The organism is Rhodococcus gannanensis, from assembly GCF_042681175.1.
Classification (GTDB): Bacteria; Actinomycetota; Actinomycetes; order Mycobacteriales; family Mycobacteriaceae; genus Rhodococcus_G; species Rhodococcus_G gannanensis.
The window spans coordinates 116509-139756 of sequence record NZ_JBHUFB010000002.1 but is presented as its reverse complement, the minus strand read 5'-3'; the positions used below and the strand labels follow the sequence as shown (position 1 = coordinate 139756).

Here is a 23248-nt window from a genome sequence, read left to right as displayed (position 1 = left end):
TTATCGAAAGGAACGGGCAGTGACCGACCGCCGAACCCCGGTCGTCCTCGTCACCGGTTGGATGCACACGGAGGTGGTGGCCGCGACCTTCCGCGAGCCGGGCACCGTCGTCGTCCACCACGACCTCGACCACCTCCGTGAGGGTGTGGTCAGGCGCACTGTGACGGATCACGACGGCCGCGCCGACCTCGCAGTCCTCGAACTGGCGCACGGATGCGTGAACTGCACCCTCCGCGAGGACCTGCTGCCACTTTTGCGCCGACTGCACGGCCGCAGCTCGGTGCAGCGGATCGTCCTGCACCTGGACCGCATCATCGAACCGGAATCGGTCTGTCGGGCGGTCGAGACGGTCGACGTCACCGGCCTCGTCGGTCAGGTCGACGGACCGGCGTCCCGGGACGTGCGAGTCGAGGCGATCATCGCCTGCGTCGACGCCGCGACGTGGCTCGACGACGCGACAGGGGAGGAGGACCTCGGTGATCGCGGAGTCGCGGTGACCGCCGACGACGAGCGCACCGTCGCGCAGGTGGTCGTCGGCCAGGTCGACCTGGCAGACGTGATCGTCGTCGCCGGCCGCGGAGTCGACGGATGGAGCCAGGCCCGGCTGCACGCCGTCCTGACCAGGCTCGCCCCGACCGCGCCGATCGACTGGATCGGCGACGATCTGGCTCCCGACGGACAACGCGTCCTGGACCAGGTACCCGCCGACGCCCGGCGCGGAGCTCCGTTGGACGCCCACGCACCCCTGTTGCGCGGCGAACCGTCACTGGCCACCGACTGCGGAGTGACGCTCGTCGAGTTCGCCGCCGACCGCCCGTTCCACCCCGAGCGTCTGCACGACGCGGTCGACGTGCTGTTCGAGGGGGTCGTCACCGCCCGTGGCCGGATGTGGCTGGCGACGCAGCCCGACAACGTGCTGTGGCTCGAGTCCGCGGGCGGTGGCCTGCGCGTCGGGAAGGCAGGCCGCTGGCTCGCTGCGATGACCCCGGAAGAACAGGAGGGCGAGTCGGCGACCCGCCGCGCGCTCGCCGCACTCCGCTGGGACGAACGAGAGGGCGACCGGCACACCTCGCTGGTCGCACTCGCCTGCGGTGCCGACCCCACCGAGATCGACCGCGCCTTGCAGTGGGCACTCGTCACCGACGACGAACTCGCCGACACCGCGAGCTGGGCGAACTGGGACGACCCGTTCGCCGACTGGCACGAAGACCCCTGCGGCGATCAGGACCCGACCGCCGCCTTCACCGACGCAACCGACAACACCCGCGAGGACCGAGCATGAAGCCGAACATCCACCCCGACTACCACCCCGTCGTCTTCCAGGACAGCAACACCGGAACCCGGTTCCTGACCCGATCGACGAGCACGAGTAATCGGACGGTCGAGTGGGAGGACGGCAACACCTACCCGCTGATCGTCGTCGACGTGACCAGCGACTCGCACCCGTTCTGGACCGGCAAGGCCCATGTGATGGACACCGAGGGCCGGGTCGAGAAGTTCGAGCGCCGCTACGGCGTCCGCAAGCGCCCGACTCGCTGATGAACCACCGAACGAACCTCTGAGGAGTATCACCAATGGCAGTTCCGAAGCGCCGCATGTCGCGGTCCAACACCCGCAGTCGCCGTTCCCAGTGGAAGGCGCAGGCCCCCGACCTGGTCGACGTGACGGTCGGCGGCGTCACACATCGGGTGCCGCGCCGCCTGGTCAAGGCTGTCAAGCTGGGCGTGTACACCCCCTGAGTGCGCTTCGCGCCTGTGCGCACTTCTGGTAGCGCGAACCACCAGAAGTGCGCACGGTGCCATTCGTTAGGATAACGAGCGCCTGATGTCGCGCTGCGCGTGCGCGCGGACGTCCAGGAACCCATGCAGTCATCCACGGCCAGGGCCGTGGCGAGGGAGCGCACGTGTCCGAAGACACTCGGATCATCCAGAAGACAGACGAGCAGCCGGGACTGTCCCGGCAGCTGTCCAACCGGCACATCCAGCTGATGGCGATCGGCGGTGCCATCGGCACCGGCCTCTTCATGGGCTCCGGCAAGACCATCTCGCTCGCCGGACCGTCGGTCCTGTTCGTCTACTTGATCATCGGCACGATGCTGTTCTTCGTCATGCGGGCGATGGGCGAGCTGCTGCTGTCGAACACCGGCTACCGCTCCTTCGCCGACTTCGCCGGCGACTACCTCGGACCGTGGGCCGGCTTCTTCACCGGCTGGACGTACTGGTTCTGCTGGATCGTGACCGGCATCGCCGACGTCATCGCGATCGCCGGCTACGTCTCCTTCTGGTGGGGCTCGCTGCCGCTGTGGATACCGGCTCTGGCGTCCGTCGTGCTGCTCGTCGCCCTCAACCTACCGACGGTGAAGGCGTTCGGCGAGACCGAGTTCTGGTTCGCCCTGATCAAGATCGTCGCCATCGTCACCCTGATCGTCGTCGGACTCGCGATGGTGTTCACCAACTTCGTCGCACCCAACGGCTCCGAGTCGGCCTTCGCGAACCTGTGGAACGACGGCGGCTTCTTCCCGACCGGGCCGATGGGCTTCGTCGCCGGATTCCAGATCGCCACCTTCGCGTTCGTGGGGATCGAACTGGTCGGCACCGCCGCCGCCGAGACCAAGGATCCCGAGAAGAACCTCCCGAAGGCGATCAACTCGATCCCGATCCGCGTAATGCTGTTCTACGTCGTCGCGCTGGCCGTCATCATGTCGGTCACCCCGTGGCGGCAGATCAGCGGCGACAGCAGCCCCTTCGTGGCGATGTTCGCGCTCGCCGGCCTCGGGATCGCGGCCTCGGTCGTCAACTTCGTGGTGCTCACCTCGGCCGCATCCTCGGCGAACTCGGGCATCTACTCCACGTCCCGGATGGTCTACGGACTCGCCCAGGACGGGGACGCTCCGGGCGTCTTCGCGCGGCTGACGAAACGCAGGGTTCCCGCGAACGCGCTCTACCTGTCCGGGGTGTTCCTGCTGTCCGGCGTGGTCATGGTCGTCGTCGGCGACTCGCTCATCGAGGCGTTCACGATCGTCACGACCATCTCGTCCCTCTGCTTCATGTTCGTGTGGTCGATGATCCTGATCAGCTACATCGTCTACCGGCGTCGCCGTCCGGACCTGCACGAGCAGTCCACCTTCAGAATGCCCGGCGGCGTCGTGATGTGTTACGTCGTGCTGGCGTTCTTCGGCTTCCTGGTGTGGGCGTTCACGCAGAAGTCCGACACCCTGCAGGCCCTGCTCGTTACCCCCGTCTGGTTCGCCGTGCTCGGTGTCGTGTGGGCGGTCCTGCGCAAGCGTCCGGTCCAGATGGCCCGCGCCGCGGCCTACGAAGCACGCGACACGCACACTCGCTGACCCCCGCTGCGGCGGTGCGTGGGCAGGATTGATCCGGGACCTGAGGGAGGAGGCTGCCCGGTGCTGCTCACCGTGCTCGAACTGATCGGCGTGGTCGCCTTCGCCGCGTCCGGGGCCATGGTCGGGGTGACCAAGCGTCTCGACCTCTTCGGTGTCTGCCTGATCGGAGTGTTCACCGCCATCGGCGGCGGCGTGTTGCGCGACGTCCTGCTGGGCATCACCCCGCCGACGTCGCTGACCACCTGGAAGTACTTCACCACCGCGCTCGTGACGTCGGTGGTCGTGTTCTTCGCGCACGCCGCCATCCGCAAGCTGCGCCGCGAGATCCTCGTCCTCGACGCGCTCGGCATGGGACTGTTCGCGAGCAGCGGCGCGACGATCGCGCTCGACGTCGGCGCCAGCAACCAGGCTGCGATGCTGATCGGTGCGACCGCCGCGATCGGCGGCGGCGTGCTGCGCGACATCCTCGTCAACGAGGTGCCGCTGCTGCTGCACCGTGACCTCTACGCCATCCCCGCACTCATCGGGTCGAGCGTCGTGGTCGCGTGCGCGGCTGCCGGGCTGGGCTCGAACGTCGGGCTGGTGATCGGGACGGTCTCGGCGTCGGTGCTGCGCGTGCTCGCACTGTGGCGCAAATGGAACCTCCCCGGCCCTCGAGTCGTCGACTGAGCGGACGCGGACCGAGCGGTCGTGAACCTGGCGACACGTTCAGCGACCTCTCAGCACGATCTCAGATGTCCGGGGGAAACTAGGAGGATGCGCATCCTGGTGGTCGACGACGACCGAGCCGTGCGGGAATCCCTCCGCCGATCCCTCACCTTCAACGGGTACACCGTCGACCTCGCCGTCGACGGATTGAACGCACTCGAGAAGGTCGCCGAGTCCCGACCCGACGCCGTCGTCCTCGACGTGATGATGCCGCGACTCGACGGTCTCGAGGTGTGCCGTCGGCTGCGCAGCGCGGGTGACGACCTGCCGATCCTGGTGCTGACCGCGCGCGACTCGGTGTCCGAGCGGGTCGCCGGGCTCGACGCGGGCGCGGACGACTACCTCCCGAAGCCGTTCGCGCTCGAGGAACTGCTGGCCCGCCTGCGCGCGCTGCTCCGACGTGCCGTTCCCGACCCCGACGCCGCCTCGGAGGTCCTCGCGTTCGAGGACCTCACCCTGGATCCGGTGACACGCGAGGTCAACCGCAAGGGCCGGCCCATCAGCCTCACCCGCACCGAGTTCTCGCTCCTCGAGATGCTGATGTCCAACCCGAGGCGGGTGCTCTCCCGCAGCCGCATCCTCGAGGAGGTCTGGGGCTACGACTTCCCGACCTCCGGCAACGCCCTCGAGGTGTACGTCGGCTACCTGCGACGCAAGACCGAGGCCGACGGTGAGCCACGTCTGATCCACACCGTCCGCGGGGTCGGCTACGTGCTCCGGGAGACGCCTCCGTGATGGTTGCCCCGTTCGGACGGTCGTCCGCCGAGCCGACAGCGCCCCCCGAGATCCCCGAGATGCGCCCACCCATGCCGTTGACCCGGTCGGTGTCGCTGCGCTGGCGGGTGACGCTGCTCGCGGCGTCCGTGGTGGCGATCGCTGTCGCGGTCATGGCGATCGCCGCCTACGCCGTCGTCTCGCGCGCGCTGTACAACGACGTCGACTCCCAGTTGCGCAACCGGTCGACGACGCTGATCTCCAACAACTTCGACGCACTCGACATTCGCACGATCTCGCTGGCGACGGTGTACTCCAACGACATCAGCGTCGCCCTCGTGTTCCCCGACATGACCGTGTACATGCCGCCCGGATCGAACACGCCGATCGGCGAGGCCGAGATGTCCGTTGCGCGAGGCGAACACGAGTCGACCCTGCGGACGTTCGCCGGGCAGCGGGTGTTCGCGCAGCGGACGAATCTCGGCTCGACCCTCGTCATCGCGCAGCGACTCGCCCCCACAGGTGAAGTGCTCCAGCGTCTCGCCTGGGTGCTGTTCGTCGTCGGCGGCTGCGGTGTCGCGCTGGCGGCGCTCGCCGGAATGGCCGTGGGGCGCACCGGATTGCGCCCCATCGGCAGGCTGACCGCCGCGACGGAGCGGATCGCGCGCACCGACGAACTCACCCCGATTCCGGTGACCGGCAACGACGAACTCGCCCGGCTCACGATCTCGTTCAACACGATGCTCCGCGCCCTCGCCGAGTCCCGCGACCGGCAGAGCCGCCTCGTCGCCGACGCCGGCCACGAACTGCGCACCCCGCTGACGTCGCTTCGGACCAACATGGAGTTGCTCATCGCGGCGGGCCGGCCGGGCGCACCCCACATCCCCGACGAGGACATGGCGGAACTGCGCTCGGACGTCATCGCCCAGATCGAGGAAATGTCCACGCTCGTGGGCGATCTCGTCGACCTCGCCCGCGAGGACGCTCCGGAGACTGTGCACGAGGAGATCGACCTGGGAGAGACGGTCGAGCGGTCGCTGGAGCGGGTGCGGCGGCGCCGCAACGAGGTGGACTTCGACGCCGAGATCGTCCCGTGGTTCGTCCACGGTGACGGGGCGGGTCTGGCCCGGGCGGTGCTGAACGTGCTCGACAACGCCGCCAAGTGGAGCCCGCCCGGCGAACAGGTCCGGGTGCGGATGAGTCGACTCGACGCCGGACACCTGGCGGTCGTCGTCGACGACGCGGGGCCCGGAATCCCCGCGGAGGAACGGGAACTCGTGTTCGAACGGTTCTACCGCTCCACCGAGGCGCGCTCGATGCCCGGATCTGGGCTGGGGCTGGCGATCGTCCGTCAGGTCGCTGTCAAACACGGCGGCACCGTCACCGCAGGCGAATCCGCGCGGGGCGGCGCACTGCTCACCATCGTGTTGCCGGGCAAGGCGACTTCGTCCGCGCAGGACGAGGCGGGCAGCAGGATCTCGGCAAACTGAAAGCGAGGTCTCAGGACTCTCTAAGCCCCGAAAGGCAGGCTTGGACACAACGAGATGGACTACACCGCACCCACGTGGGGCGAAGGGGAGAACGGATCACACGCATGACCGACGATCACAGCGACGGGCGAGGCGCAGGCCACGGAGGCGGAGCCGGTCAAGGAGGCTCGCCGTGGGCGCCCAACCACCCGGCAAACCCTCAGCAGCACCAGCCGTCGGCCCCGAACCCCGGGCCGCAGCAGCGTGCCGCAGGCGACCAGCCGACCGCGCAGTATCCCGCCGCCGACCAGCCGACCGCGCAGTACCCGACCTATCAGCAGCCGGCCTACGGCCAGGCACCGTACGGCGGGTACCAGTCGCACGACGCGCAGCACCAGGCAGCGCCGAACCACACGAGTCAGGTGTCGGGGGAGTACCCGGGAGCCACCGCGACCAAGCCGAAGTCGGCTCGCACTGCGATCGTGGCAGGTGCTGTCGCACTCGCCCTCGTCAGCGGCGGCATCGGCGGTGCAGTCGGAGCCTGGACCCAGAGCGGTTCGGGCACCGCATCGGTGACCAACGCACTCGACGCCCCGCGCACGAACGCGACCCAGACCGCGAACGCCCCCGCAGGCACCGTGCAGGCGGTCGCGGAGAAGGTGCTGCCCAGCGTCGTCCAGGTCCAGGTGGCCGGCTCTCAGGCCGAGGGTGAGGGATCCGGTGTCGTCCTCTCCTCCGACGGACTGATCCTCACGAACAACCACGTCGCCGCGGGAGCGGGCGCGAACGGCAAGATCACCGTCGCCTTCTCCGACGGAACGACGGCGTCCGCCACCCTCGTCGGCGCGGACCCGATGTCCGACATCGCCGTCATCAAGGCCGATGGCCGTACCGACCTCACCCCGATCGAACTGGGCACCTCCGCCGACCTGGAGGTCGGTCAGCCCGTCGTGGCGATCGGATCCCCGCTCGGGCTGGCGGGCACCGTCACCAGCGGTATCGTCTCCGCGCTCAACCGTCCGGTGTCCACCAGCGGCGAGTCCGGCAACCAGAACACCGTCATCGACGCCATCCAGACGGACGCTGCGATCAACCCCGGCAACTCCGGTGGCGCCCTCGTGGACATGGACGGCCGACTGATCGGCATCAACACCGCGATCGCCACTCTCGGCGGTGACGCGGCCAGCGGACAGCAGGGCGGATCCATCGGCCTCGGCTTCGCGATCCCCGTCGACCAGGCTCGCCGCATCGCCGACGAACTGGCGACCACCGGCAAGGCCACCCAGGCGATCATCGGGGTGTCCGTGTCGTCGCGGGACACCTCGAACGGCGCAGGCGTCATGGACGTCACCGCGGGCGGCCCCGCCGAGCAGGCAGGCATCCCGAAGGGGTCGGTCATCACCCACGTCGACGACCGTGTCGTCGACAGCGGCGACGCGCTGATCGCCGCGATCCGCTCGCATGCGCCCGGCGACAAGGTCGAGGTCACGTACACCGACGCGAACGGCAAGAACCCCAAGACCGTCGAGGTGACCCTCGGGACCGCTCCGACGCAGGGTGGTCGTTGATGCCGTCTCTCCCGGTGTCGTTTCGTCTCCACACCGGACCGGGACCGTCCGGTACCACTACCGTAGGGACCATGGACATCGAAGCCCCGCTGGCCGGCCGCGCGCTCGTGGTCATCGTCGACGATCGCACCGCGCACGGCGTCGAAGTGGACTCGACGGGACCGCTCGTCACCGAACTGCTCAACGAGGCAGGCTTTCTCGTCGACGCCGTTGTTGCCGTCGCCGCCGACGAGGTGGAGATCCGGAACGCACTCAACACCGCGGTGATCGGTGGCGTCGACCTCGTGATCTCCGTCGGCGGGACGGGTGTGTCCCCGCGTGACGTCACGCCGGACGCCACCACCGCCGTCCTGGACCGGGAGATTCCGGGGATCAGCGAGGCGCTGCGGTCCTCGGGGCTGGCCGCGGGCTCGCTCGACGCAGGACTCTCCCGCGGCGTCGCGGGTGTCTCGGGAAGTACCCTGGTGGTGAACCTGGCGTCGTCCCGCGCTGCGGTGCGCGACGGCATGGCCACCTTGACACCGCTCGCCAGTCAGGTGATCGGTGAGGTGTCCCGAATCGAGGAGTGAGCATCACCGACGACGCGCCACGCGCACGCACCAGCCGGGACCCGGAGACACGGGCCCGGCTGGCGCGCATTTTCGGGGACGTCCTGCCGGACACCACAGGGGACGAGCGATCACCGGAGGACGCCCGCGACTCGTCCTCGGACGAGTGGCTGCGCAGGCAGGTTCCCCCACACCACGGCTGACCCGGGCGAGGCCGAGGGTGTCAGTCCCGCGCCGTCGGTCGATCGGCGAGGAGGTCGCGGATCTCCGCGAGAAGTTCCGTCTCGGTGGCCTCGGCGCCCTTCTTCGGGCCGCCGAACCGCTCCTTCGCGTGGTTGTACGGGACGATGAGCACGAAGTACACGACCGCGGCGATGATCAGGAAGTTGATGGACGCGGTGATGACGGCGCCGATGTTGACGAACGTCTCGGGGTTGTCGGTGAGCTGGAAACCGAAGCCCATCTCCTCGGAGCCGCCGAGAGCCGCGATCAGAGGATTGATGATGTTGTCGCTGAATGCGGTGACGATGGCGGTGAACGCGGCGCCGATGACGACCGCGACGGCCAGGTCGATCACGTTGCCCTTCAGCAGGAATTCCTTGAAGCCCTTGAGCATCGGTCCTCGATTCGCTAGATCGGCTGGCGGGTACTCGCAACCCAGGATGCCAAAGAAACGAGCTGGTCGCGCTCTGGGACACGCTCAGTGCAGCGTCACCGTGATCGCCCCCGTCATCGTCGCCGCGGCCACCTCGGTGGCGCTGACCTGGGGTAATGCCACGAGAACGGCGGGTTCGCCGGCTGTTCGCCCGGTGTCGCGTGCGGCTGCGAGTACTACCGTGGCGTTCGAGGCGAGCACCCTCGGCGCCCCGGACCCCTCTGCGTCGACGGTCAGGATGTCGACGACGTCGCCTGCGCGCAGAAGGCCGGCCACCTCGGTGTCGTCGATGCGCAGCGGAACTATGCGTGCGTCGGGACCGGCGGCGGCATCCGCCAGTCGCGATCCGAGTACCCGGACGTCTGTCAGCGGCTCACCCGAGCGGGCGGGACCGGCGAGGGTGCGGCCGACGACGTCGCCGGGGCTGTGTACGACCCCGGCGGGTACGACTGCCGCCGGAAGTGCCGTCACGTGCAGGTCCTCGTCGCCGAGGAGGGTTCCGGGCGCGAGATCGCGGGCGGCGGTGACGACTTCTACCCGGTCGTCGTCGGGATCGCCGCGGACGGCCAGTAGTAGTGCGACCGCCGCCAGAACGGCCGCCGCGACCCGGCGGCCGGTGGTCGACCGGGACCAGTCGGGGCGGGTCAGCCGGGCGACGCGGTCCAGAGCGGTGGGGGACAGGGCGTCGCGGAACCGCCCGGCATCACGTGGCATGCCCTCACGTTAGGGCCGGCGCCACCCCTCGACGGGTCGCTCGGACCCGCCCTGTGGACGGATCGGGCCTGTGGATGAACTGTGAATCAGCTGGCAGCGGGCGCGGGAGTGCTCGCGGGGGCTGACGACTCCGACTTCGTGCTCGACGAGGAGTCGGAGGACTTTGCGGCGGGCTCGCTGGCGGTGGTGCTGCCGCCGCCGCGGTTGTCGGTGCGGTAGAAGCCGCTGCCCTTGAAGACGATGCCGACCGAGTTGAACAGCTTGCGGAGCTTTCCGTTGCACTCGTTGCAGACGGTCAGGGAGTCTTCGGAAAACGACTGCACGATGTCGAAGCGGTTGTCGCATTCGGTGCAGGCATAGGAGTAGGTGGGCACTGCAGGTTCCTCCGCGCGGGTACTCGGTGCCTGATTCGACATTCGACAGGCATTGGCACTTTACAGTCAGGAGTGCCAACGCTGCCACTCTGCCTGCTATTCCGCCGGGCGCTGCCCTCCCTGGTCGTCCACTGTGCGCAGCCCCCCGCCGGGAGTGAGCACCGCATGCATGCGAACGTCGTGCGGATCCTCGGGTAGCTCGTCGACGAACTCGCTGTCGCGGACCACCGCCACCAGCCGGGTCTCCGGTGCCAGCGCCAGGGTTCGGTCGTAGAACCCCGCACCCCGGCCGAGACGCACGCCGCGCCGGTCCACTGCCAGTGCCGGGATCAGCAAGAGTGCCGCTTCCGCTGCGGTGTCGGGGGGAAGAAACGGCGGTTCCGGTTCCCTGAGTCCGAACGGAGCCGGGACCAGGGAGTTCACGCCGCGGTACGGTGCCCACAGCAAGGGGCCCGGTTCGCGCGCGACCGGCAGCAACACCCGCGCCACCACACCGGCGAGCGCGTCGAGCACGGCGACCGAACCCGGCTCACCGCCCACCGGAACGTAGGCGCACACCGTTGCGCCGGGACCCAGTGCCGCACCCAGTTCGGCGGCGGCCGCGGCGAGGGCGTCCGCCTCGGCCGACCGTGTCGTGGCATCGACCGCTCGACGGGACGCGAGGATCTCCGAGCGCCACTGCGACTTGGTCCGCGAGGTCATCGGACCGCTGAGTTTCTGCTCATACCCTCAACCCTAGAATCCCGAACCCACAGGCGAGGCGGCTAAGGTGTGGCCCATGACAGACACCGGCACAGGCGACAACAGGGCATTCCGCACGGCGGTGGTCCCCGCGGCAGGGCTGGGCACCCGGTTCCTTCCCGCGACGAAGACCGTGCCGAAGGAGCTCCTGCCGGTCGTGGACACGCCGGGCATCGAGCTGGTGGCAGGCGAGGCCGCAGACTCGGGCGCGACGCGGCTGGTGATCGTCACCTCCGAGGGCAAGGACGGGGTGGTCGCCCATTTCGTCGAGGACCTCGTGCTGGAGAGCAAGCTCGAGGCCAGCGGCAAGTCGCACCTGCTGGAGAAGGTCCGCAAGGCGCAGGGACTGATCAAGGTCGAGTCGGTGGTGCAGGACGAGCCGCGCGGTCTCGGACACGCGGTGGCGTGCGCGGAGGAGGTCCTCGACGACGACGAGGACGCCATCGCGGTGCTGCTGCCGGACGACCTGGTGATGCCGCGTGGCGTCCTGGAGACCATGGCCCGGGTGCGGGCCAAGCGCGGCGGCAGCGTGCTGTGCGCGATCGACGTGCCGAAGGACCAGGTCAGTGCGTACGGCGTGTTCGACGTCGTCGAGGTGCCGGACGCGGTGAACCCGGACGTGCTCAAGGTCGTCGGAATGGTCGAGAAGCCGAAGGTCGAGGACGCCCCGTCGACCTTCGCCGCGGCCGGTCGCTACTTGCTGGACCGGGCGGTGTTCGACGCGCTGCGTCGCATCGAGCCGGGCAAGGGCGGCGAGCTGCAGCTGACCGACGCGATCGCGATGCTCATCGACGAGGGTCATCCCGTGCACGTCGTGGTGCACCGGGGTGGGAGACACGACCTCGGAAATCCCGGCGGCTACCTGCGCGCTGCGGTTGACTTTGCGCTTGGCAGTGAAGAGTACGGTCCGTCCCTGCGTGAGTGGCTCGTCGAGAGACTTCAGCAGACGGAGCGGTAAGTGGCGTCGGGAGGCAGCATCCACATGCGCTCGGTCGAAGAGCAGCAGGCCAGGGTGACCGCCGCCGCCGTCGCACCTCGGCCGGTGCGGGTCGCAATCTCCGAGGCGCAGGGTCTGCTCTGCGCGGAGGAAGTGGTCACCGAGCGTCCCCTCCCGGGCTTCGATCAGGCGGCGATCGACGGCTACGCGGTGCGCAGTGTCGACGTCGCGGGGGCGGGTCGCGCCGTCGGTGACGACGGTGCACCGGTCGACATCGTGCTTCCGGTCGTCGGTGAGGTCGCCGCCGGTTCCCGGCAGCCGACCCGACTGCAACCCCGTCAGGCGGTTCGGGTCGACACCGGAGCCCCGATGCCGACGCTCGCGGACGCGGTCCTTCCGCTCGACCGCACCGACGGTGGACGCAACCGGGTCCGGGTCCTCGATGCGGTGCGCACCGGCGACTACGTGCGGCGCGTCGGCGACGACGTCCAGCCCGGCGACGTCGCGGTCCGGGCCGGAACGATCATCGGAGCGGCCCAGGTCGGATTGCTCGCGGCGGTCGGTCGGGACAAGGTGCTCGTGCATCCGCGCCCGCGACTGTCGGTGATCAGCGTCGGGGGCGAACTCGTCGACGTCGACCGCACGCCCGGCCCGGGGCAGGTGTACGACGTGAACTCGTATGCACTCGCCGCTGCGGCCAGGGACGCCGGCGCCGACGTGAACCGCGTCGGTATCGCGGGCACCGATCTGCGTCGACTGCGTGAGGTCGTCGAGGGACAGCTGATCCGTTCGGAGATCGTGGTCATCGCCGGCGCCGTCGGCGGGGGAGCGTCCGATCAGGTTCGGGAGGCGCTGCGGGAACTCGGGGACCTGGAGGTCGAGCGGGTCGCGATGCATCCCGGGTCGGTGCAGGGTTTCGGGCAGCTCGGCCGGGACGAGGTGCCCACCTTCCTGTTGCCGTCCAACCCGGTCAGCGCCCTCGTGGTGTTCGAGGTGATGGTGCGTCCGCTCATCCGGATCGCGCTCGGCCGAAGGCAGCCGATGCGCCGGATCGTCTCGGCGCGGACCGTCGCGCCGATCACGTCCATCGAGGATCGCAAGGGATTCCTGCGGGGTCAGCTGATGCGCGACGAGTCGACGGGGGAGTACCTCGTTCAGGCGCTCGGTGGGGCGCCGGGTTCGTCGTCGCACCTGCTCGCCACGCTCGCCGAGGCGAACTGCCTGGTCCTGGTGGATCCGGATGTGACCGACGTCCGAACCGGCGACCGGGTCGACGTCGCGTTCCTGGCTCAGCGCGGCTGACCGGGTGAGCACGTCCTTGCTCCGGTACACGGTGCATCCGGGTTGGCCGGCGCGTCTGGGGCCGCTCGTGGTTCCGGCCGGCCGGGTGACGCTGCGACCGATCCGACTGCGTGACGCGGCAACCTGGAGCAGGCTGCGGATCCGCGACGAGGACCACCTCCGTCCGTGGGAACCGACCGGCGAGGGACCGTGGGACGCCCGCCATCACATCGGCAACTGGCCGGGGCTCTGCTCGTCGTTGCGAGCGGAGGCCCGCAAGGGCCGGATGCTGCCGATGGTGATCGAACTCGACGGCCGGTTCTGCGGTCAGTTGACGATCGGGAACGTCGTGCGCGGCGCGTTGCGCTCCGCGTGGATCGGGTACTGGGTGTCCCAGGCCGACGGTGGCCAGGGCGTTGCGACGGCCGCCCTCGCGCTCGGCCTCGATCACGGTTTCGGGCCGGTGGGTCTGCATCGGATCGAGGCGACGGTACGTCCGGAGAACATGGCGAGCCGGGCCGTGTTGCGGCACGTCGGCTTCCGCGAGGAAGGGCTCCTCGAGCGCTATCTGGACGTGGACGGGCAGTTCCGGGACCACCTGTTGGTGGGTCTGACGGTCGAGGAACTCGAGGCCACGGCCGCCGATCGGCTGGTTCGCGCCGGTCGCGCCACGTGGGGCTGATCACCCGGTTACATTTCCGCTACCAAGGTGCATTCCTGCGGCAGTAGTGACTACTGTGGCATGTGAGAAAGCTGATGTCGGCGCGTCTGCGGGGAACAGCGAGTCGAGACATTTAGCCTGAGTAGGCCTTACCGGGTCGAATACGCAGGTGAACGCTGTGCTGGCAGACGACAGGGAGGGAGGTCGCCGACATGCCGAACTCGCTGGTGGTCGTTGCGCTGGTCGCGATGTGGCTGTTCGTGCTTCTTCCGATGCAGGCGAAGCGTCGTCCTCGCATCCGGCAGACGACGGACGCGGCGCTGGCCACCAGAGTCCTCGATCGCGATCAGCACGCACGGCAGAATCGCCGCGGCCCGGCGACCGGGCACCGGAGCGACCCGCACTGGCGCCCAGATCCCAATCGGCCGATGCATGCGGAGGACTGGATGGAATCGCAAGCGAGAGCGGACGCGGAACCCGACCAGTACGACGACCAGTACGACGAGTACGACGAGTACGAGGACGAGGCGCACGACGACGCGGGCACGCAGTCACGTGAGCGGGCGCCCTATCGCCGCGGCCGCGGCGGCTTCGACCCGGAGGCCGATGCGATCGCGCGGGCGGCCCGGTACGGGTTCCGGCAGCGGACGGTCCTCGGCCTCGTGCTCGCGGCGATCATGGCGGCAGCTCTCGCACTGATCGTCTCGTCCGCCCTGTGGTGGGCTTGCGCGGCAGCGGTGGTCGCGCTCGGTGGGTACCTCGCGTACCTGCGCCGTCAGGTGCAGATCGAGCACGAGATCCGCCGCCGCCGGATGGCGCGGCTGAGCCGGTCCCGGCTCGGGGTGGAGTCCCGTGACGACGAGGAGCTGCGGCTCGTGCCGTCGCGACTGCGGCGGCCCGGCGCGGTCGTCCTCGAGGTCGACGACGAGGATCCCGTGTTCGACCACCTGGACCACTACGACGCGCACCTCGATGAGGACGACGGGCCTGCCGAGGTTCGACGCGTCGTCGGGCAGTAGCGTCGACAAATACTCTGTGACCAGGCGATTTCCCCGTTCCGGGATGTGCCTGTTAGAGTTGCCGAGCACTCCTTGAGGGGAGTGTGAGGACTGGGGCTGTGGCGCAGTTGGTAGCGCGCTTCGTTCGCATCGAAGAGGTCAGGGGTTCGATTCCCCTCAGCTCCACCAGTAAGGCCCGAAAGGCGCCTCTGCGGTTAGCGGAGGCGCCTTTCGGGCGTTCGAAACTCCCCGTCGCGCATGGTTGCTGATCAATTGCCGGCGTTGTCGGACGTTCGTCCAGATATACGGCGAAAACGCCATTGACCAGACGGCTTCTGTGTTCTACTCCTGTGCGACTTTGTGCCCGCGAGGCTGCATGCCGAGGTAACTGGCGCACCGAATACAGGAGTACGACGGATCCGGCGGCCCCTGACGGTCCCGGTCCGGCGTGGAGGAGACGCATGTCAGAACACACCATTCGCCGTGTGGTCGGCGGAGTGAGTGCCTTCGCGGTTGCGGCCGGATTCGCCGTCGTTGCGGGTGCAGGCGTCGCGGGAGCGGGGCCGGTGTCGGTGAATTGGAACGACGGCGACACCAAGTTCACCCGCACGCTCAGCGAGTCCGACCTCGGGGTCGGTGACCTGGTGACGTCGACGACGAAGTTCGAGCGCACCGGGGTGGTCGAGTACATCTACGAGGTCACCGACGCGCACCCCGCGTGTTGGACGTTCGTCTCCGCCACGGTCGACGGTGGGGCGCGTGGGCTGGACAGTTCCGGAGCGGACTGGGCGAAGATCAAGGGGTCGATCACCCAGTGGCCGGTGTACAACTCCGGGGGACTCATCAATCCGAAGTCGCGCACCTTCGCGTTCACCTATCGGGTGGGCGCGGACTGTGCTCGGAACACACCGTTGATGACGTCGATGAGCTACTACAACGGCTCGCTCGGTGACGGCAGCTACCCGAACAAGGGTCCGACGGCGACGGTCCGGACCAGTACGTCGTCCACCACTCTCGCGGGCGTCGCGTCCGCGACCGTGGGCCAGGCGGTGACGTTGTCCGCGTCGGTGACGGGCGGTGCGAACGGGGACACCGTCGAGTTCTACGACGGTGCAACGAAGATCGGCACGGGAACCGTGAACAACGGCACCGCGACCTTCCAGTGGACCCCGACCGCGGGTGGCGCGCACGCGCTGACCGCGAAGTACCTGGGCAACGCGTCGACCGGTGGTTCGACGTCGGCCGCGCAGAACGTCACCGTCGCGGTGCCCGATGCCGCGACCACCACCACGGTCACCGGACCCGCGACCGTCGAGGTCGGGCAGGCGGTCACGCTGACCGCACAGGTCTCGCCGACTCCGGGTGGTGGCACCGTGCAGTTCAAGGACGGCGCAACCGATCTGGGTGCCCCGGCCGCCGTCGGAGCCGACGGCAAGGCGGTGCTGTCGGTGCCGTCGCTCGGCGCCGGTGCCCACGAGATCACGGCGGTGTACTCGGGCATCGCCGGATTCACCGGCTCCACGTCGGCTCCGTTCACGGTGACCGCGTCCGTAGCGGATCAGGCCACGACCACGGCGCTGACAGCTCCGGCGACGGCAGACGAGGGCCAGGCGGTCACGCTGATCGCACGCGTCTCGCCGGCACCTGCGGGCGGCACCGTCCAGTTCAAGAACGGCAACGCCGATCTCGGCGCACCGGTTGCAGTGGCGCCGAACGGATCCGCGTCCGTCACCGAGACCCTTCCTGTCGGTGCGCACCAGATCACGGCGGTCTTCTCCGGTGCTCCCGGTTTCGTGGGTTCGGTGTCGGAGGCGCGAACGGTGACGGTGTCGCCGGTCGTGGTCCCCGACAAGTCGACCACCACGACGCTGACCGTTCCGGCTACGGCCAGGACCGGTGAGCCCGTGCACCTGTTCGCGTCGGTCGCCGGTTCCGATCTCGCTGCGATCGGCTCGGTCGGCACGGTCGAGTTCGTGGTCGGTGGACAGGCTCTTCCGCCGGTGAGCGTCGTCGACGGCGTCGCCGATCTCACCCACACCTTCGCGTCCGCGGGCACCGTGTCCGTTCAGGCGGCGTTCTCGGGTGGCCCCGGGTTCGCGGGGTCGTCGGCGCCGGGCGCGTCGGTGACCGTCTCCGATCCCGACCCGACCGACGCCGCGACCACGACCGCGGTCACCGCGCCCGCCACCGCGGTCCGGGGCAACCAGGTGACCCTGACGGCGACCGTGTCCCCGACCCCGGCCGGCGGCACCGTCCAGTTCTTCGACGGCACCACCCGTATCGGGCTCCCCGTCGCGGTGACGGGCGGCACCGCGACCCGCACCTACGCGATCCCGACGTCCGGAAACCACGAGATCACCGCGGTCTACAGCGGCGCTCCGGGTCACCTCGGATCGACGTCCGCGGTGGCGACGGTTGCGGTCACCGAGCCTCCGGTCGATCCGGGCACGGGTGGGACCGGGTCCGTCGACAACATCTTCGGTTCCTGATCACCAATACCCTTCACATTGGAGAGAACAGCAGTGGCAGACAACAACATTCGCCGTGCCATCGGTGGAGTGAGCGCCTTCGCGGTGGCGGCCGGTTTCGCCGTCGCCGCCGGGGCGGGAGTCGCGGGGGCGGCACCTGCAACCATTTCGTGGGAGGACGGCAGCAGCAAGTTCACCCGCACCCTCAGCGAGACGAACCTCGGCGAGGGTGACCTGGTGACGAGCTCGACGACGTTCGAGCGCACCGGTGTGGTCGAGTACATCTACGAGGTCAAGGACCTGCACCCGGCGTGCTGGACGTTCGTCGAGGCGAAGGTCGACGGGTCTCCGCGCGGACTGGACAGCTCGGCCGCGGACTGGGCGAAAGTCAAGGGGTCGGTCACGGACTGGCCCGTGTACAACTCTGGTGGACTGATCAACCCGAAGTCGCGCACGTTCTCCTTCACGTACCGCGTCGGCGCGGACTGTGACCGCGGCGTGGCGCTGATGACGTCGATGCACTACGGCGGATCCCTCGGTTCCGGGACTTACCAGAACAAGGGCCCGACAGCGACGGTCCGCAAGAACGACACCACCACCAACCTCGCCGCCGTCGCCGGTGGCCAGGTCGGTCAGGCGATCACGCTGTCGGCCGCCGTCATCGGTGGCGCGAACGGTGATCCGGTCGACTTCTACGACGGCGGAGCGAAGATCGGTACGGGCGCACTGAACAACGGCGTCGCGACATTCGAGTGGACCCCGGGCCACCGCGGTTCGCACACGCTCGCCGCGAAGTACCCGGCGACCGCGCGGGCCAACGCCTCGGAGTCCGGTACGCAGGGCGTGCAGATCACCGACGCCGACGCGGTCTCGTCGACCGCGCTGGCCGCGGTTGCGGGTGCGCAGGTCGGGCGCTCGTCGGTGCTGAAGGCGACGGTCACCCCGGCGGGCGCAGGCGGAACCGTCACGTTCAAGGACGGCGGAGTGACGCTCGCCGAGGTTCCGGTGGCAGCGAACGGTGAGGCTGTCTACACCTGGGTGCCGTCCGCCGCGGGCAGCCACGCGATCAGCGCCGCCTTCTCCGGCCGCACGGGTGTGACCCCGTCGACCGCGAACGCGACCGTTGCCGTCGAGCCGGCGTCGGTCGACAACGTCGCATCCACGACTGCACTGGCCATCGGTGTCGCCCGGACGGTCGGCGTGTCCAGCATGCTGTCTGCTCAGGTGACCCCGGGCAACGCGGGTGGCTCGGTCACCTTCAAGGACGGTGACACGGTCATCGGCACCGCGCAGGTCGACGCCAACGGCAACGCCAGCATCGCGTGGACCCCGGCAACCGCCGGGCAGCGCCTCATCACGGCCGAGTACTCCGGTGCGGGCAACGTGAACGCGTCCAGCGACGCGGAGTCGGTCCAGGTCGCGGTCGGCGGCGGCGACGGTGGCACCAACGGCAGCGGCAGCGCCTCGTTCGGTTCCAGCTAGTCCCTGATCGACCGATCCCCGGTACCGCTCGGTGCCGGGGATCGGTCGTCTCCGGGCTCAGCCCGCGTAGAGCTCCTCGATCTGGCCAGCGTACTTCGTCGCGATGGGCTTGCGGCGCAGCTTCAGCGTGGGGGTGAACTCGTCTCCTCCCGGTTCCCAGACGTCGGGGAGCAGGGCGAACTTCTTCACCTGCTCGACGTGCGACAGGTGCGTGTTGGCGTCGTCGACGGCACGTTCGATCTCGGTGCGGATGGCCGGGTTCTGGGCGAGCGTCTCGGGATCGCCGCCTCCCGTTCCCGAGTGCTCGACGAACGCGGCGGCCATCTCGGGATCGAGTGTGAGCAGGGCCGTCACGTAGGGGCGGTCGTTGCCGATGGCGACGGCACCCCGGATCAGGGGGCTCGCCGCGTGCAGGGCGTCCTCGATCGCCGCGGGGGAGATGTTCTTGCCGCCGGTGGTGACGATCAGTTCCTTCTTGCGGTCCACGATCGTCACGTAGCCGTCGGCGTCGATGGTGGCGATGTCTCCGGTGTGCAGCCAGCCGTCGGCGTCGAGGGCCTCGGCGGTCTTCTCCGGTTCGCCGCGGTACCCGCGCATCACGCACGGACCCGAGATGAGCAGTTCACCGTCGTCCGCCAGTTTCAGGGACACGCCTGCTGCCGCTTCGCCCACGGTTCCGATGCGGATGGAACCGGGGCGGTTCGACGCCCCGACCGCGGCAGTTTCCGACATCCCCCACACCTCGCTGCACGGAATGCCCAGCGCAAGAACGAATTCGAGTACATCCGGTGAGATCGGGGCCGATCCCGTCAGGGCGAGACGGACTTCGTCCATGCCGAGTTTGCGCCGGATCGGGGCGAGGACGAGCCGGTCCGCGGCGGCGTGCTGCAACTCGAGTCGGTGTGGTACCGGCACCCCGTCCGAACGCATCCGCGCCGTCCGCCTGCCGACGTCGATGGCCCAGTTGGCCAGGCGTCGCTTGGTGGGGCTCTTCTCGGCGTCGAGGGCGAGTTCGATGGCGGCCTTGACCTTGTACCAGACCTGCGGGACCGCGAAGAACACGGTGGGACGGACCGTGGGCAGAACGGCGACCGCCTGCTTGACGTCGGCCAGGGTGGTGACCTCGATCGCGAAGAAGATGGCCAGGTAGTGGGCTGCACCGCGATTGGCGATGTGGGCGTCCGGTAGGTACGACAGGATCCGGTCGTCCGAACTGACGTGTGCGGCGTCGGCGAGTGCGGCGCGCAGTGCTGTCGCGTTGGCGTGGGTGAGTTCCACGCCCTTCGGCGGGCCCGTGGTCCCGGACGTGTAGATGATCGTCAGCAGGTCGTCGGGTTGGACGGACCGCCAGCTCGCGTCGAAGTCGAAGTCGGCATCCGGTGCGGCCTCGACGTCGGCGAGTGCGAGGGTGCCGCCCGGGGCGTCGTCGACACAGACGACGTGCTCGACGGCGGTCCCCTCGACCGCCTGCCTGATCACCGGCAGGAACTGGCTCTCGCACACGATCACGCGGTTTCCCGCGTTGTTCAGCACGTAGTTCAGCTGTTCGGGGGCCAGGGTGTTGTACACCGAGAACGGGGTCGCGCCGACGTGCAGAACCGCGGTGTCGACCAGGTGGAACTCCGGCCGGTTGGTGAGCATCAGTCCGACGGTGTCGCCGTGTCGGACGCCGAGCCCGGCCAGGCCGGCGGCGATCGACCGGACCCGCTGCGCGTACTCGCGCCACGTGATCGCCACGCTGTCGTCGGGGGTGCGCAGCGCGACCTTGTCGGGATGGCGGGCGGCCGTGTCCTGGAACGCCGCGCAGAGGGTGCCATGGCTCATCGGGGGATCCTCCTTCGATGGCGCGCAGGGCCACCGTGGCAGCGATGTGACCCACGTCACCTATCAGGATAGCGCTCGGGGTTCGACGGTTCTCGGTGTTGGCCGCGCGCCCGAATCGGAGCACACTGAGTGGCATGGATCACAGGATGTCGGACGACGAGTTGCGCACGGCGATCCGGAAGTTGCGGGAGCGCGCCGACTACGCCCGCGGCCACGAGGACGAGGCCACGGCCGAACAGATCGAGCACACCATCCGCAGCTACCAGGACGAGATGGCGACCCGCCTGTAGAGCGCTCGCGCGGGACCGTGGGCGGATACGCCTGCGCGGCTTGGTCGTGCGCGGGGAACCGCACCCGTAGACTCCGGCCGTGAACGGCGGACGGCAGGGGGCGCAAGCGGTGCGGAATCTCGGCGGAAAGAAGTGCCTCGTCACGGGGGCGGGCAGCGGCATCGGTCGCGCCACGGCGCTGGCCTGCGCGGACGAGGGCGCACGACTGTTCCTCACCGACATCAACGAGGTGGGCCTCGCGGAGACCGTCGCCGCGATCACCGCCCGGGGTGGAGACGTGGCCGGGTCGCGTGCGCTCGACATCGTGGACTTCGACGCTGTCACGGAGTGGGCGAACGAGATTCACGACGAGCACGGATCGCTCGACGTCGTGATGAACGTGGCGGGGATCTCTGCGTGGGGGACCGTCGAGAATCTCGAGCACCGGCACTGGAAGTCGATGGTCGACGTCAACCTGATGGGCCCCATCCACATCATCGAGAGTTTCGTGCCGCCTATGGTCCGCGCGGGACGCGGCGGGCACCTGGTGAACGTGTCCTCGGCCGCCGGACTGCTGGCGTTGCCGTGGCACGCCGCGTACAGCGCCAGCAAATTCGGACTGCGTGGGGTGTCGGAGGTGCTGCGCTTCGACCTCGAGCAGCACGGCATCGACGTCTCCCTTGTCGTTCCCGGTGCCGTACGCACACCTCTGGTCGGCACGGTGGAGATCGCCGGCGTCGACCGGGACGATCCGCGGGTCCGGAAGGCCGTCCACCTGTTCGAACGCCGCGCCGTGACGCCCGAGAAGGTCGCACGGTGCATCATCCGCGGAATCGAGAAGCGGCGCTTTCTCGTCTACACCTCGCCGGATGTCAGGTTCGGCTACTGGTGGGCGCGCAAGTTCGCGCTGCCGTACGAGTTCGTGATGCGTCAGGCAAACCGGCAGTTCTCGAAGTTCCTGCGCTGACCCGTTTGTCGCGCGGGCACGGATGCCCCGAGAAGTTCGCCGAATCCGCCCTGGCAAGTGATCGAACCGTGATCTACTGCACCCCGATCTCAGTCCGAACCGCCCCCACGTGGCGTTTCGAGACCACCACCGGAGCCCGTTCTGGGGCCGTGTTCGGAAGGAATGGCATGTCGGGGATGTCTGGACGCAGGGCGGTTGCCCTGGCGAGCGCGGTCGGGGTGGCCGCGGGATTCGTGGCGGTGGTGTCGACGGGTGTGGCCGCGGCGGAACCCGCGACGGTGTCGTGGGCGAACGGCGGTGACGCGCTCACTCGATCGGTGAGCAATGCGACGCCCGCCGAGGGGGAGATCCTCACCGTCACGAACACGATCACCGGCGCCGGCAGCACGCTGAGCTGGGTCGAGGACGTGCGCCCCACGTGCCTCACCTACCTGCAGAACACCGCCAAGGTCAACGGGCTGCCCGTCCCCGTGAACAGCCTCGGGGCCGGCATCGTCCGGGTCGCGGGCACCTGGGACGCCACCGCCACGCAGACCTTCGAGTTCCAGTACTCCGTCGGCGCGAACTGCGTCCGGGAGGTGGCCCAGAACACCGGTGTCGCGTACGGCGGCACCACCTCCGGCGAGTTCCGTGGCCAGGGCCCCGCCCTCAACGTCGCGAAGAACGTCACCACCACCGAACTCAAGCCGGTCGGCGCGCTCAAGGGCGGCGTCAAGTCCACCCTGACCGCCAACGTTCTCGGCGGCCGCGCCGGGGACCTGGTCAAGTTCTATCGTGGCCCCGACGAGGTCGGCACCGGCACGCTCAACAGCGCGGGTGCGGCCACCTTCGACTGGACGCCGTCCAACACCGATGCGGGCACGTATGACATCACCGCGAAGTTCCTCGCCACCGGGTACGCGCTCGAGTCGGTGTCGCCCGCGCAGACCGTGACGATCGAGGCCGGTAACCAGAGCACCCAGACGACGGTCATCGTCCCGGCGACCTCGCTGATCAACACCGACGTCGTCCTCGAGGCCCAGGTGGAGCCGGCGCCGGGTGCCGGAACCGTCAGCTTCAAGAGCGGTGCAACCGTCCTCGGCACCGTCGACGTCGACGCCGCAGGCAAGGCCAGCCTGGTGCAGAACTTCAACGTCACCGGCGACAAGATCATCACCGCTGTGTTCAACGGCGCACCCGGATTCAACGCGTCGACCTCGGCGGCGCAGACGATCAAGGTCAGCGAGCCCGGCGCGACCGACGTGGCGACCACGCTGACACTGAACATCCCGGCGCTCGCACAGAAGGGCGTGTTCCTCTTCCTGCGCTCGAACGTGTCCCCGACCACCAGCTCCGGCACCGTGCAGTACTTCAGCGGTTCCGAGCCGCTCGGCAACCCGGTGCCCGTCAAGAACGGTCTGGCCCAGCAGAGCTACGTGTTCAACGCCAGCGGCACCTTCGACGTCCGGGCCGTCTACAGCGGCGCACCCGGATTCCTCGCGTCCGAGTCGACCACGACGATCACCGTCACCGACGAGCCTGTACCCG

General features: G+C 69.0%; 24 protein-coding genes and 1 tRNA gene. 20 read left to right on the top strand and 5 right to left on the bottom strand.

Going from position 1 to position 23248, the window contains the following annotated elements; genetic code table 11:
• Window positions 1–19 precede the first annotated feature (19 nt).
• From mrf to ACFSJG_RS01645, 10 genes are all read left to right on the top strand, one after another.
• Window positions 20–1282, top strand: coding sequence for a ribosome hibernation factor-recruiting GTPase MRF (mrf, locus tag ACFSJG_RS01690; RefSeq protein WP_378483465.1), 1263 nt, complete (start codon window positions 20–22; stop codon window positions 1280–1282).
• A complete protein-coding gene (locus tag ACFSJG_RS01685; RefSeq protein WP_378483464.1) occupies window positions 1279–1539 on the top strand; it encodes a type B 50S ribosomal protein L31 in 261 nt (86 codons plus the stop codon). The genes mrf and ACFSJG_RS01685 overlap by 4 nt, the downstream gene beginning before the upstream one ends.
• A 35-nt stretch (window positions 1540–1574) precedes the next feature.
• Window positions 1575–1739 (top strand): 50S ribosomal protein L32, encoded by a 165-nt coding sequence (gene rpmF / locus ACFSJG_RS01680; protein ID WP_378483463.1) that lies wholly within the window; start codon window positions 1575–1577, stop codon window positions 1737–1739.
• Between the two features lie 164 nt (window positions 1740–1903).
• Window positions 1904–3343: a D-serine/D-alanine/glycine transporter gene (gene cycA, locus ACFSJG_RS01675; RefSeq protein ID WP_378483462.1), complete on the top strand. Its 1440-nt coding sequence runs from the start codon at window positions 1904–1906 to the stop codon at window positions 3341–3343.
• Window positions 3344–3403: 60 nt separating this feature from the next.
• Window positions 3404–4012 (top strand): trimeric intracellular cation channel family protein, encoded by a 609-nt coding sequence (locus tag ACFSJG_RS01670; RefSeq protein ID WP_378483461.1) that lies wholly within the window; start codon window positions 3404–3406, stop codon window positions 4010–4012.
• An 87-nt stretch (window positions 4013–4099) separates the two neighbouring features.
• A complete protein-coding gene (locus tag ACFSJG_RS01665) occupies window positions 4100–4786 on the top strand; it encodes a response regulator transcription factor (protein WP_007533442.1) in 687 nt (228 codons plus the stop codon).
• Window positions 4786–6255 carry a HAMP domain-containing sensor histidine kinase gene (locus ACFSJG_RS01660; protein WP_378483460.1) on the top strand — a complete coding sequence of 490 codons (1470 nt, stop codon included), beginning with the start codon at window positions 4786–4788 and terminating at the stop codon, window positions 6253–6255. The genes ACFSJG_RS01665 and ACFSJG_RS01660 overlap by 1 nt, the downstream gene beginning before the upstream one ends.
• A gap of 104 nt (window positions 6256–6359) precedes the next feature.
• Window positions 6360–7802, top strand: a complete 1443-nt coding sequence (locus ACFSJG_RS01655; RefSeq protein ID WP_378483459.1) for a trypsin-like peptidase domain-containing protein — start codon at window positions 6360–6362, stop codon at window positions 7800–7802.
• A 71-nt stretch (window positions 7803–7873) separates the two neighbouring features.
• The gene (locus ACFSJG_RS01650; protein WP_007533445.1) at window positions 7874–8371 is read left to right on the top strand and encodes a MogA/MoaB family molybdenum cofactor biosynthesis protein; all 498 of its coding nucleotides are present in this window, start codon (window positions 7874–7876) and stop codon (window positions 8369–8371) included.
• On the top strand, window positions 8368–8553 hold the full coding sequence (locus ACFSJG_RS01645) for a hypothetical protein (protein WP_378483458.1): 186 nt from the start codon (window positions 8368–8370) through the stop codon (window positions 8551–8553). Before ACFSJG_RS01650 ends, ACFSJG_RS01645 begins: the two co-directional genes overlap by 4 nt.
• A gap of 20 nt (window positions 8554–8573) precedes the next feature.
• Here the strand turns inward: ACFSJG_RS01645 and mscL are convergent, their stop codons facing one another.
• The 4 genes from mscL to ACFSJG_RS01625 all read right to left on the bottom strand — a co-directional run bounded on the left by mscL (window position 8574) and on the right by ACFSJG_RS01625 (window position 10795).
• Entirely contained in the window at window positions 8574–8966 is a 393-nt protein-coding gene (gene mscL / locus ACFSJG_RS01640; RefSeq protein ID WP_378483457.1) for a large conductance mechanosensitive channel protein MscL, read from the bottom strand.
• A gap of 84 nt (window positions 8967–9050) precedes the next feature.
• Window positions 9051–9719, bottom strand: a complete 669-nt coding sequence (locus tag ACFSJG_RS01635; RefSeq protein ID WP_378483456.1) for an SAF domain-containing protein — start codon at window positions 9717–9719, stop codon at window positions 9051–9053.
• 86 nt (window positions 9720–9805) lie between these two features.
• On the bottom strand, window positions 9806–10093 hold the full coding sequence (locus ACFSJG_RS01630) for an FmdB family zinc ribbon protein (protein ID WP_378483455.1): 288 nt from the start codon (window positions 10091–10093) through the stop codon (window positions 9806–9808).
• 96 nt (window positions 10094–10189) lie between these two features.
• Entirely contained in the window at window positions 10190–10795 is a 606-nt protein-coding gene (locus tag ACFSJG_RS01625) for a 5-formyltetrahydrofolate cyclo-ligase (RefSeq protein ID WP_378483454.1), read from the bottom strand.
• A 76-nt stretch (window positions 10796–10871) separates the two neighbouring features.
• Here ACFSJG_RS01625 and ACFSJG_RS01620 point away from each other — a divergent pair, with 76 nt between their 5' ends.
• The 7 genes from ACFSJG_RS01620 (at window position 10872) to ACFSJG_RS01590 (ending at window position 18661) form a co-directional block, all read left to right on the top strand.
• Window positions 10872–11792: a UTP--glucose-1-phosphate uridylyltransferase gene (locus ACFSJG_RS01620; RefSeq protein WP_378483453.1), complete on the top strand. Its 921-nt coding sequence runs from the start codon at window positions 10872–10874 to the stop codon at window positions 11790–11792.
• A gap of 24 nt (window positions 11793–11816) precedes the next feature.
• On the top strand, window positions 11817–13073 hold the full coding sequence (glp, locus tag ACFSJG_RS01615) for a molybdotransferase-like divisome protein Glp (protein ID WP_378483512.1): 1257 nt from the start codon (window positions 11817–11819) through the stop codon (window positions 13071–13073).
• Window positions 13074–13077: 4 nt separating this feature from the next.
• Entirely contained in the window at window positions 13078–13734 is a 657-nt protein-coding gene (locus ACFSJG_RS01610; RefSeq protein WP_378483452.1) for a GNAT family N-acetyltransferase, read from the top strand.
• A 191-nt stretch (window positions 13735–13925) separates the two neighbouring features.
• Window positions 13926–14732 carry a divisome protein SepX/GlpR gene (sepX, locus tag ACFSJG_RS01605; protein WP_378483451.1) on the top strand — a complete coding sequence of 269 codons (807 nt, stop codon included), beginning with the start codon at window positions 13926–13928 and terminating at the stop codon, window positions 14730–14732.
• 92 nt (window positions 14733–14824) lie between these two features.
• Window positions 14825–14900, top strand: a tRNA-Ala gene (locus ACFSJG_RS01600).
• 272 nt (window positions 14901–15172) lie between these two features.
• Entirely contained in the window at window positions 15173–17200 is a 2028-nt protein-coding gene (locus tag ACFSJG_RS01595) for an Ig-like domain-containing protein (RefSeq protein WP_378483450.1), read from the top strand.
• Window positions 17201–17233: 33 nt separating this feature from the next.
• Entirely contained in the window at window positions 17234–18661 is a 1428-nt protein-coding gene (locus ACFSJG_RS01590) for an Ig-like domain-containing protein (protein ID WP_378483449.1), read from the top strand.
• Window positions 18662–18718: 57 nt separating this feature from the next.
• On the opposite strand, the gene ACFSJG_RS01585 is transcribed toward ACFSJG_RS01590, so the two are convergent.
• On the bottom strand, window positions 18719–20485 hold the full coding sequence (locus tag ACFSJG_RS01585) for an AMP-dependent synthetase/ligase (RefSeq protein ID WP_378483448.1): 1767 nt from the start codon (window positions 20483–20485) through the stop codon (window positions 18719–18721).
• A gap of 134 nt (window positions 20486–20619) precedes the next feature.
• On the opposite strand from ACFSJG_RS01585, the gene ACFSJG_RS01580 reads away from it, so the two are divergent.
• The 3 genes from ACFSJG_RS01580 to ACFSJG_RS01570 form a co-directional block, all read left to right on the top strand.
• A complete protein-coding gene (locus tag ACFSJG_RS01580; RefSeq protein ID WP_378483447.1) occupies window positions 20620–20775 on the top strand; it encodes a hypothetical protein in 156 nt (51 codons plus the stop codon).
• A 79-nt stretch (window positions 20776–20854) separates the two neighbouring features.
• Window positions 20855–21721 (top strand): SDR family oxidoreductase, encoded by an 867-nt coding sequence (locus ACFSJG_RS01575; RefSeq protein WP_378483446.1) that lies wholly within the window; start codon window positions 20855–20857, stop codon window positions 21719–21721.
• Between the two features lie 176 nt (window positions 21722–21897).
• Window positions 21898–23248 (top strand): Ig-like domain-containing protein (locus ACFSJG_RS01570; RefSeq protein ID WP_378483445.1); only part of this gene is annotated, 1351 nt, incomplete at its 3' end.

Excerpts from the sequence above, each read along its gene's own strand:
- ACFSJG_RS01635 (WP_378483456.1), bottom strand. The coding sequence starts at position 9,719 with ATGCCACGTGATGCCGGGCGGTTCCGCGACGCCCTGTCCCCCACCGCT.
- ACFSJG_RS01595 (WP_378483450.1), top strand. The coding sequence starts at position 15,173 with ATGTCAGAACACACCATTCGCCGTGTGGTCGGCGGAGTGAGTGCCTTC.
- rpmF (WP_378483463.1), top strand. The coding sequence starts at position 1,575 with ATGGCAGTTCCGAAGCGCCGCATGTCGCGGTCCAACACCCGCAGTCGC.
- ACFSJG_RS01655 (WP_378483459.1), top strand. The coding sequence starts at position 6,360 with ATGACCGACGATCACAGCGACGGGCGAGGCGCAGGCCACGGAGGCGGA.
- ACFSJG_RS01585 (WP_378483448.1), bottom strand. The coding sequence starts at position 20,485 with ATGAGCCATGGCACCCTCTGCGCGGCGTTCCAGGACACGGCCGCCCGC.
- ACFSJG_RS01620 (WP_378483453.1), top strand. The coding sequence starts at position 10,872 with ATGACAGACACCGGCACAGGCGACAACAGGGCATTCCGCACGGCGGTG.
- ACFSJG_RS01685 (WP_378483464.1), top strand. The coding sequence starts at position 1,279 with ATGAAGCCGAACATCCACCCCGACTACCACCCCGTCGTCTTCCAGGAC.
- ACFSJG_RS01665 (WP_007533442.1), top strand. The coding sequence starts at position 4,100 with ATGCGCATCCTGGTGGTCGACGACGACCGAGCCGTGCGGGAATCCCTC.
- ACFSJG_RS01660 (WP_378483460.1), top strand. The coding sequence starts at position 4,786 with ATGGTTGCCCCGTTCGGACGGTCGTCCGCCGAGCCGACAGCGCCCCCC.
- sepX (WP_378483451.1), top strand. The coding sequence starts at position 13,926 with ATGCCGAACTCGCTGGTGGTCGTTGCGCTGGTCGCGATGTGGCTGTTC.
- ACFSJG_RS01580 (WP_378483447.1), top strand. The coding sequence starts at position 20,620 with ATGGATCACAGGATGTCGGACGACGAGTTGCGCACGGCGATCCGGAAG.
- glp (WP_378483512.1), top strand. The coding sequence starts at position 11,817 with ATGCGCTCGGTCGAAGAGCAGCAGGCCAGGGTGACCGCCGCCGCCGTC.
- ACFSJG_RS01625 (WP_378483454.1), bottom strand. The coding sequence starts at position 10,795 with ATGACCTCGCGGACCAAGTCGCAGTGGCGCTCGGAGATCCTCGCGTCC.
- mscL (WP_378483457.1), bottom strand. The coding sequence starts at position 8,966 with ATGCTCAAGGGCTTCAAGGAATTCCTGCTGAAGGGCAACGTGATCGAC.
- ACFSJG_RS01650 (WP_007533445.1), top strand. The coding sequence starts at position 7,874 with ATGGACATCGAAGCCCCGCTGGCCGGCCGCGCGCTCGTGGTCATCGTC.